This window comes from Variovorax sp. P1_H12_2 (genome assembly GCF_056405335.1).
In genome coordinates this window covers 1-9,189 of record NZ_JBFUCI010000255.1, presented here as the reverse complement: position 1 = coordinate 9,189, position 9,189 = coordinate 1, and the positions used below count along the sequence as shown (strand labels likewise).

The following is a 9,189-nucleotide window of genomic DNA, read 5'->3' as shown; positions in this document are numbered from 1 at the left end:
CGCACTGGTCGACCAGTGCGCCCATCGCCTGCTTGGTCATGCCGGCCCGCTCGGCCAGTTCGGTTAGCCGCGAGCCGTCGCGCGCCAGATGGCGCGTGATGTGGATGTGGGCGGCGCTCACCTGCGCGCGCGCCGCGAGGTTCGACAGCGCCAGCGGCACCCCGGCGTCATGCGCCATCAGCGCCAGCACCCGCTCGTCGAAGCGCCGCATCGCGTGGCCCAGCAGTCGGCCCAGGTGGGTCTGGCGCCAGGTGTCGTGGTCGATCGGAAATTGCGTGCCGGACATGACAGTCGATAGTAAAGCAAACTGACCAAAAATTGGATTTTTCTGGATCAATACGCCTCTACACTACTGTTCAAGCATCCAGCCTGTAATTAAAAGCAGCGGGATGAATTTCCCGCAACCCGTTGATATTCAAGGAGTTCTCACATGGACGCAGTCGTCAAAGGCGCAAGCATCTCGGTCGCCAACAGCGAAAAGGCCAAGGCCCTCCAGGCCGCGCTGGCCCAGATCGAAAAGCAGTTCGGCAAGGGCACGATCATGCGGCTCGGCGAAGGCGAGGCGCTGGAAGACATCCAGGTGGTCTCCACCGGCTCGCTGGGCCTGGACATCGCGCTCGGCGTCGGCGGCCTGCCGCGCGGCCGCGTGATCGAGATCTACGGTCCTGAATCCTCGGGCAAGACCACGCTCACCTTGCAGGTCATCGCCGAGATGCAGCGCCAGGCCGGCACCTGCGCCTTCGTCGATGCCGAGCATGCGCTCGACGTGCAATATGCCCAGAAGCTCGGCGTCAACCTCTCCGACCTGCTGATCAGCCAGCCCGACACCGGCGAGCAGGCGCTCGAGATCGTCGATTCGCTGGTGCGCTCGGGTGCGGTCGACCTGATCGTGGTCGACTCGGTCGCCGCGCTCACCCCCAAGGCCGAAATCGAAGGCGAGATGGGCGACTCGCTGCCCGGCCTGCAGGCCCGCCTGATGAGCCAGGCGCTGCGCAAGCTCACCGCCACCATCAAGAAGACCAACTGCATGGTCATCTTCATCAACCAGATCCGCATGAAGATCGGCGTGATGTTCGGCTCGCCCGAAACCACCACCGGCGGCAATGCGCTGAAGTTCTACGCCTCGGTGCGGCTGGACATCCGCCGCATCGGCACCATCAAGAAGGGCGACGAGGCGATCGGCAACGAGACCAAGGTTAAGGTGGTCAAGAACAAGGTCAGCCCGCCCTTCAAGACGGCCGAGTTCGACATCCTGTTCGGCGAGGGCATCAGCCGCGAAGGCGAGATCATCGACATGGGCGTCAATGCCAAGATCGTCGACAAGTCCGGCGCCTGGTACGCCTACAACGGCGAGAAGATCGGCCAGGGCCGCGACAACGCGCGCGAATTCCTGCGCGAGAACCCCGAGCTGTCGCGCGAGATCGAGAACAAGGTGCGCGAATCGCTGGGCATTCCGCTCTTGGCCGAGGCGGTGGCGAGCGCCGACGCGGCGGTCGAGAAGGCCGACAAGCCCGAGAAGGCCGAGAAGGCTGACAAGAAGTAACCCGGCCGCCATGGCTTTCAGTGCGCCGTCGCTCAAGGGGCGCGCCCTGCGCCTCTTGAGCCAGCGCGAGCATTCGCGCGCTGAACTCGAGCGCAAGCTCAAGAAATACGAGGAAGAGCCCGGCACCCTGGCCCGGGCCCTCGACGAGCTGGCCGCCAAGGATTTCATCAGCGAGGCGAGGGTGGTGCAGTCGGTGCTGCACCAGCGCGCGGCCCGCATGGGCGCGGCGCGTGTGCGCCAGGAATTGCTGCACAAGGGCATCGCGCCCGAGGCGGTCGCCGAGGCGGTCGCCGGCCTGCAGGGCAGCGAGTTCGATCGCGCGCTCGAAGTCTGGAAGCGCCGCTTCGGCGAGCTGCCGCAGGATGCGACCGAACGCGCCCGCCAAGTTCGGTTCCTGATGGCGAGGGGATTCGCCGGTGCCATCGTGGCCAAGGTCCTGCGGCACGACCCCGAAGAATAGGCCGGCGCAGCCCGGCCTTGTTGGTGAAACACCGCGGAACCGGCTTTGCCGGGCCGCCGGTGTTGCCCCCGGTAGGGGGTGGGCGCCCGGACACGAAGTGCCGGGCAACCTGGGGGCGAGCTACAGATTCAGCATCAATTTCAGGTTCTGCACCGCGGCGCCGCTCGCGCCCTTGCCCAGGTTGTCCAGCCGCGCAATGACCACCGCATGGCGATGGTCCTCGTTCGGGAACACGCGGATCTCGAGTTCGTTGGTGTCGTTGAGCGCCAGCGCGTCGATCTTGCCGTCGGCCGTGGGCGGCAGCACCTTCACGAAGCGTTCCGGCGTATTGCTCTTCGCGTAGTGCGCAGCCAGCGCATCGTGCAGGTGCGCCGCGGTCGGGCGGTCGGGCAGGTCGTCCAGGTGCAGCGGCAGCTGCACCAGCATGCCCTGCTTGAAGTTGCCGACCGAGGGGATGAAGACCGGCCGGCGGGTCAGGCCGGTGTACTTCATGATCTCGGGGATGTGCTTGTGCTTGAGCCCCAGCGCGTAGGTCTCGAACAGCGGCGCCTCGCCTTTTTCGTAGGCCTCGATCATGGTCCGGCCGCCGCCCGAATAGCCGCTGACCGAGGGCAGGGCGATGGGAAAGTCCGGCGGCAGCAGCCCGGCGTCGACCAGCGGGCGCACGATGGCGATCGCACCGGTGGCGTAGCAGCCGGGATTGGCCACGCGCTCGGCCTTGGCCACCGCATCCGCATGCCCGGCCATGAGCTCGGGGAAGCCGAACACCCAGCCGGGCGCCGTGCGGTGCGCGGTCGAGGCGTCGATGATCTTGGGGCGGCGCCCGTCCAGCTGGTCGATCAGCGCCACCGATTCGCGCGCCGCGTCGTCATGCAGGCACAGCACGACCAGGTCGACTCCGGCCATCAGCGCGCGCTTGGCGGCCACGTCCTTTCGCAGCTCGGGCGCGATGCTCACGAGTTCGATCTGCGGCATCGTCTGGAGCCGCTCGCGGATCTGGAGGCCGGTGGTTCCGGCCTCGCCATCGATGAAGACCTTGGGCATGTGGAGCCTCTTGTGGCTTGGGAGTAAATACGTATTGACCACAAACACGGGTCAATTGTTGGTGCGGCGCACCATGATACAGTCCCCTGCTGTCCGCCGCCCCCGCCCCCCAGGCGCCGTGGCCCGTGGGCAACAGCCATATTCTCCCGTTCTCCCAACCCCGTTCCGAGAGACACCCTCATGAAGATTCACGAGTACCAAGGCAAGGAAATTCTTGCCAAGTTCGGCGTGCCCGTACCCCGCGGCATCCCGGCGTACACAGTTCAGGAGGCGGTCGAGGCCGCCCAGAAGCTTGGCGGCCCGGTCTGGGTGGTCAAGGCCCAGATCCACGCGGGCGGCCGCGGCAAGGGCGGTGGCGTCAAGGTCGCCAAGTCGATCGAAGACGTCAAGAAGCTCGCCGGCGAGATCCTCGGCATGCAGCTCAAGACGCACCAGACCGGCCCCGAAGGCCAGAAGGTCCGTCGCCTCTACATCGAGGACGGCGCCGACATCCAGAAGGAATACTACGTCTCGGCCGTGACCGACCGCGCCACCCAGAAGGTGGCCTTCATCGCGTCGAGCGAAGGCGGCATGGACATCGAGGAAGTGGCCCACTCCACGCCCGAGAAGATCGTCACCGAGTTCATCGACCCGCTGACCGGCCTCGGCGACGCCCAGGCCAAGAAGATCGCCGACGCGATCGGCATCCCGGCCGACTCCACCGCCCAGGCCGTGGACGTCTTCAAGAAGCTCTACACCTGCTACATGGAAACGGATGCCTCGCTGGTCGAGATCAATCCGCTCAACCGTGACAGCAAGGGCGGCATCATGGCGCTCGACGCCAAGTTCAACTTCGACAGCAACGCGCTGTACCGCCACCCCGACATCGTCGCCCTGCGCGACCTCGACGAGGAAGACGCGGCCGAAGTCGAGGCCAGCAAGTTCGACCTCGCCTACATCAGCCTCGACGGCAACATCGGCTGCCTGGTGAACGGCGCCGGYCTGGCCATGGCCACCATGGACACCATCAAGCTGTTCGGCGGCGAGCCGGCCAATTTCCTCGACGTGGGCGGCGGCGCCACCCCCGAGAAGGTGACCGAGGCCTTCAAGATCATGCTGAAGAACAAGAACGTCGAGGCCATCCTCGTCAACATCTTCGGCGGCATCATGAAGTGCGACACCATCGCCACCGGCGTGATCGCGGCCTGCAAGGCCGTGAACCTGCAAGTGCCGCTGGTGGTGCGCATGAAGGGCACCAACGAAGTCGAAGGCAAGAAGCTGCTGGCCGATTCGGGGCTGCCGATCATCAGCGCCGACACCATGGCGGAAGCCGCCCAGAAGGTCGTTGCGGCCGTCGCCAAGTAAGGAACCAGTCATGTCGATCTACATCAACAAAGACACCAAAGTCATCACGCAAGGCATCACTGGCAAGACCGGCCAGTTCCACACCGAGAAGTGCCAGGAATACGCGAACGGCAAGAACTGCTTCGTGGCCGGCGTGAACCCGAAGAAGGCCGGCGAGTCGATCTTCAACATCCCGATCTTCGGTTCCGTCAAGGAAGCCGCCACGCAGACCGGCGCGACCGTGTCGGTGATCTACGTGCCGCCGGCCGGCGCCGCCGCCGCGATCTGGGAAGCCGTCGAGGCCGACCTCGACATGGCGATCTGCATCACCGAGGGCATCCCGGTGCGCGACATGCTCGAAGTGCGCAACAAGATGCGCGCCAAGGAAGCCGCGGGCGGCAAGAAGACGCTGCTGCTGGGCCCCAACTGCCCCGGCCTGATCACGCCCGACGAGATCAAGATCGGCATCATGCCCGGCCACATCCACCGCAAGGGCCGCATCGGCGTGGTCAGCCGCTCCGGCACGCTGACCTATGAAGCCGTGGCGCAGCTCACCGAGATCGGCCTCGGCCAGTCGAGCGCGGTCGGCATCGGCGGCGACCCGATCAACGGCCTGAAGCACATCGACGTGATGAAGGCCTTCAACGACGATCCCGACACCGACGCGGTCATCATGATCGGCGAAATCGGCGGACCCGACGAGGCGGACGCCGCCCGCTGGTGCAAGGACAACATGAAGAAGCCGATCGTCGGCTTCATCGCCGGCGTCACGGCGCCCCCCGGCAAGCGCATGGGCCATGCCGGTGCGCTGATCTCGGGCGGCGCCGACACGGCCGATGCCAAGCTCGCCATCATGGAAGAGAGCGGCTTCACGGTCACGCGCAACTTCTCGGAACTGGCCAAGCGGCTCAAGGCACTGCTCTAAGAAGTCTCGTCTTCTCGCTGAACCACACAAGAGAAAAAGCGCCCGCAACCAGGTTGCGGGCGCTTTTTCAATCAATAACAGTGGAATAAAGAGACATGGAATTCCTTCAAACCACCGACTTCTGGATCGGTCTGCTCAAGATCGTCTGGATCAACATCATCCTTTCGGGCGACAACGCGGTCGTGATCGCCATGGCCGCCCGCTCGCTGCCGCCGCATCAGCAACGCACCGCCGTGCTGTTCGGCTCCGGCGCCGCGGTGGTGCTGCGGATCATCCTCACGGTGGTCGCGGCCAAGCTGCTGGCGCTGCCTTACCTGCAGATCATCGGCGGCCTGCTGCTGCTGTGGATCGGCACCCAGCTGCTCAGCGGCGAGGAGGAGGGCGACGGCGAGGACAAGGAGTACGGCAGCATGATGGCCGCGATCCGCACCATCCTGCTGGCCGACCTGGTCATGAGCCTGGACAACGTGATCGCGGTCGCCGCGGCGGCGCAGGGCAGCATGGTGCTGCTGATCCTCGGCCTGGCGATCAGCATCCCGCTGGTGATCTTCGGCAGCACGCTCATGATCAAGCTGATGGAACGCTTCCCGATCATCGTCATGCTCGGCGCCGCCCTGATCGGCTGGGTGGCCGGGGAAACGATCGTGAGCGATACCATCCTGCACGATATGCTCGCGGCCAATCCGTGGCTGCACTACGCGGCGGCAGCGGCCGGCGCGGCGTTCGTGGTGGCCGTGGGAAGATGGCTGCAAAAGCGATCCCGCGCCCCCGGCTGAGCCCAGCCAACCAACCTCTTGATCCATGGCGAATCCCGGCACTGAAGTTTCCAAAGATCCCGGCGTGCTGGCATGGGAGTTCGCCGCGCTCACCGACCCGGGCCGGGTGCGCGCCAACWACGAGGACACCATCGCCTTCGAGCCCTCGCTGGGCCTGGTGCTGCTGGCCGACGGCATGGGCGGCTACAACGGCGGCGAGGTCGCCAGCGGCATGGCGATCGCGCTGCTGCAGGCCAGCTTCGGCCGCTGGCTCGCCCACGCGGGGCCGCACGCCCATGCGAAGGCGGTCAAGCGCGCCCTGCAGGCCGGCACCGACGAGGCCAACGCGGCCATCCTCGAGGCGGGCATCGCGAACGTGCAGCTCCAGGGCATGGGGACCACGCTGGTGCTGGCCGCCTTCGGGCCGCAGCGCGCGATCATCGGCCACATCGGGGACTCGCGCTGCTACCGGCTGCGCGGCGACACGCTGGAGCGGCTGACGCGCGACCATTCGCTGCTGCAGGAGCAGCTCGACGCCGGCGTCATCACGCCGGAGCAGGCCCTGCAGTCGCCGCACCGCAACCTGGTCACCCGGGCGCTCGGCATCGAGCGCCATGTCGACCTCGAGATGCACGAACACGGCGTGATGCCGGGCGACCTGTTCCTGCTTTGTTCCGACGGCCTCTCCGAAATGGTGCCAGACGCCCAGCTTTTCACGATTTTGTTACAAAATATCGGCTTGCCGGAGAAAGCAACACTTTTGGTTGCAACTGCGAACGACAATGGCGGCCGGGATAACATTTCGGTCATCCTGGCCCGGGCGGGCGGTAGCAAGGCCCCTGAGGCAACTCCATAGCAGAGGTCAGGAAAATCCATTGTTGCAAGGGCCCCGACGTGAGCAAGCCAACGAGATCCAGGAGCCGGTCATGCCGAAATTGATCGTGTCGATCGACGGCGTCGTCATCAAGGACGTCACGCTCGCGAAGGACCGGACCACGCTGGGCCGGCGGCCCTACAACGACATCGTGGTCGACAATCTCGCGATCAGCGGCGAGCACGCCGTGCTGCACATGATCGGCGGCGATGTCTACCTGGAAGATCTCAACAGCACCAACGGGACCTACGTCAACGGCCGCGCCATCAAGAAGCAGGCGCTCGAGCAGAACGACGTCATCGAGGTCGGCAAGTACAAGATCCGCTTTCTGGCCGGCAATACCGGCGCGGGCGAGAGCCTGGCGCCGGCGCGTACCCTCATCGAGGCCCGTTCGGGCCCGATTCCGCTGTCTTCCGCGCCCACGGTGCAGTCGCCGCTGGGCGGCGGCACGGCCGGCGCGGCGGTCATGCGGGTGCTGTCCGGCAGCGGTGCCGGACGCGAGCTGTCGCTGCAGAAGGTCGTCACCACCATCGGCAAGCCCGGCGTGGCGGTCGCCGCGGTCACGCGCCGGCTGCACGGCTACGTGGTGGCGCCGATCGACGGCGAGACGGCCCTCAACGGCGAGCCGCTCGGCAGCGAGGCCGTGGCGCTGCAGGACGGCGACGTGCTCGAGCTCGGCGGCACGCAGATGCAGTTCGTCATCAGCTGATCGCGCGCTGAACCCGCTGCGCAGCACTCGACGGCGGGCGGACGGATGAGCGCCGCGCCGTGGGGGCCACATTGAACGCATTGCGCCGACATGGCGCGCGCATCGCGATCACGCTGCTGCCGGTCATGCTCGCCCTGGCGCATGTGCTGGGCGCCTGGCAGCTTCCCTTTCTCGAACGGCTCGACCGCTTCATCTACGACGTGCGGCTGCGCGCCACCATGCCGGGCACGCTCGACCCGCGGATCGTGATCGTCGACATCGACGACCCGAGCCTGCAGCAGCTCGGGCAATGGCCCTGGGGCCGCGACCAGGTGGCGCGGCTGACCACCGAAGTCATGGAGCGCCAGCAGGCCCGCGCGCTGGGTTTCGACGTGCTCTTCGTCGAGCCCGACGCAAGCTCGGGCCTCGAAGCCCTGCGCCAGCTCGCGAAAGGGCCGCTGCAGGGCCAGGCCGGCCTGGCCGCCGAGATCGAGCGGCTCTCGCCCGGGCTCGACCATGACGCCGCCTTCGCGCGCACGCTCGCCGGCCGGCGGGTGGCGCTCGGCTTCTACTTCACCCGCACTGCCGAGCCGCGCGCCAAGGGGCATTTGCCGGCCCCCGTCCTGCCGGCCGACGCTTTCCCCGAGGGCAGCGAGCACACGACGCGCTGGAACGGCTTCGTCGGCAGCATCGGGCTGCTGGCCGAGGCGGCGCCGTCCGGCGGCTTCCTGAACGTGGTGCTCGACCGGGATGTGGACGGCGTGGTGCGCTCCGTGCCGCTGATCGCGCGCTACGAGGGCGGCAACGCCCAGCCCGGCTACTACGAATCGCTGGCGCTGGTCGTCCATCGCCTGGCCGCCGGGGTCACGGGCCTGGTGCCCGTGCTGGCGCCCACCGGGCCGGCCGGCGGCCCGCCGCCACTGGAAGCCCTGATGCTGACGACCGGCGCGGCGCAGCTGCGGGTCCCGGTGGACGGCACGGCGAGCGTGCTGGTGCCTTTTCGCGGCCCGGGCGGCCCGCGCGGCGGCTCCTTCCGTCACATTCCGGCTGCCGAGGTCATTCGGGGTGCGCTCGCGCCCGCCGAGCTGAAAGACAAGATCGTGCTCGTCGGCTCCACCGCGCCGGGCCTGACGGACCTGCGCTCGACCCCGGTCGGGGCCGACTTCCCGGGTGTCGAAGTGCACGCCAACATCGTCTCCGGGCTCCTGGATTCGAGGATTCCCGCCGTGCCCGACTACGCGGTGGGCTACGAACTGGTCATGCTGATCGCGGCCGGGCTCGCGCTCGCCTTCGGCCTGTCGCTGAGCACCGCGCCGCGGGCGGTGGGGGCCGCGGTGCTGATTTCCGCCGCGCTGATCGGGGTCAACACCTGGCTCTACCTCGGCGCCGGCCTGGTGCTGCCGCTGGCCGTCTCGCTGGTGATGGTCGGGCTGTCCTTCGTGCTCAACATGAGCTGGGGCTACTTCGTCGAGGCCCGGTCCAGCCGCGGCCTGGCCGCGCTGTTCGGCACCTATGTGCCGCCGCAGCTGGTGGACGAGATGCGGGCCGATCCGCGGCGCTACAGCATGCGGGCCGAG

At 67.2% G+C, this 9,189-nt stretch carries 9 protein-coding genes and 1 pseudogene; 8 read left to right on the top strand and 2 right to left on the bottom strand.

Annotated features, from left to right (window positions below; all coding sequences use genetic code 11):
• A pseudogene (locus tag AC1D2K_RS22470) lies at positions 1-286 on the bottom strand (MarR family transcriptional regulator); the annotation flags it as partial.
• 144 nt (positions 287-430) lie between these two features.
• Here AC1D2K_RS22470 and recA point away from each other — a divergent pair.
• Both recA and recX read left to right on the top strand, forming a co-directional pair.
• Positions 431-1,543, top strand: a complete 1,113-nt coding sequence (gene recA, locus AC1D2K_RS22465) for a recombinase RecA (RefSeq protein WP_478091102.1) — start codon at positions 431-433, stop codon at positions 1,541-1,543.
• Between the two features lie 10 nt (positions 1,544-1,553).
• A complete protein-coding gene (gene recX, locus AC1D2K_RS22460; protein WP_478091101.1) occupies positions 1,554-2,003 on the top strand; it encodes a recombination regulator RecX in 450 nt (149 codons plus the stop codon).
• Between the two features lie 120 nt (positions 2,004-2,123).
• Here recX and argC read toward each other — a convergent pair whose 3' ends face one another.
• A complete protein-coding gene (argC, locus tag AC1D2K_RS22455; protein WP_478091099.1) occupies positions 2,124-3,047 on the bottom strand; it encodes an N-acetyl-gamma-glutamyl-phosphate reductase in 924 nt (307 codons plus the stop codon).
• A 180-nt stretch (positions 3,048-3,227) separates the two neighbouring features.
• Between argC and sucC the strand changes: the two genes are divergently transcribed.
• The 6 genes from sucC to AC1D2K_RS22425 all read left to right on the top strand — a co-directional run.
• Entirely contained in the window at positions 3,228-4,391 is a 1,164-nt protein-coding gene (gene sucC, locus AC1D2K_RS22450) for an ADP-forming succinate--CoA ligase subunit beta (RefSeq protein WP_478091097.1), read from the top strand.
• 10 nt (positions 4,392-4,401) lie between these two features.
• Entirely contained in the window at positions 4,402-5,295 is an 894-nt protein-coding gene (sucD, locus tag AC1D2K_RS22445) for a succinate--CoA ligase subunit alpha (RefSeq protein ID WP_442284248.1), read from the top strand.
• 95 nt (positions 5,296-5,390) lie between these two features.
• Positions 5,391-6,071, top strand: a complete 681-nt coding sequence (locus AC1D2K_RS22440) for a TerC family protein (RefSeq protein WP_478091096.1) — start codon at positions 5,391-5,393, stop codon at positions 6,069-6,071.
• A gap of 25 nt (positions 6,072-6,096) precedes the next feature.
• Positions 6,097-6,906: a PP2C family protein-serine/threonine phosphatase gene (locus AC1D2K_RS22435; protein WP_478091095.1), complete on the top strand. Its 810-nt coding sequence runs from the start codon at positions 6,097-6,099 to the stop codon at positions 6,904-6,906.
• 70 nt (positions 6,907-6,976) lie between these two features.
• Complete coding sequence (locus AC1D2K_RS22430) at positions 6,977-7,633, top strand: FHA domain-containing protein (RefSeq protein WP_478091094.1); 657 nt, start codon at positions 6,977-6,979, stop codon at positions 7,631-7,633.
• Positions 7,634-7,692: 59 nt separating this feature from the next.
• On the top strand, positions 7,693-9,189 hold a 1,497-nt coding region (locus AC1D2K_RS22425), incomplete at its 3' end, for a CHASE2 domain-containing protein (RefSeq protein WP_478091093.1).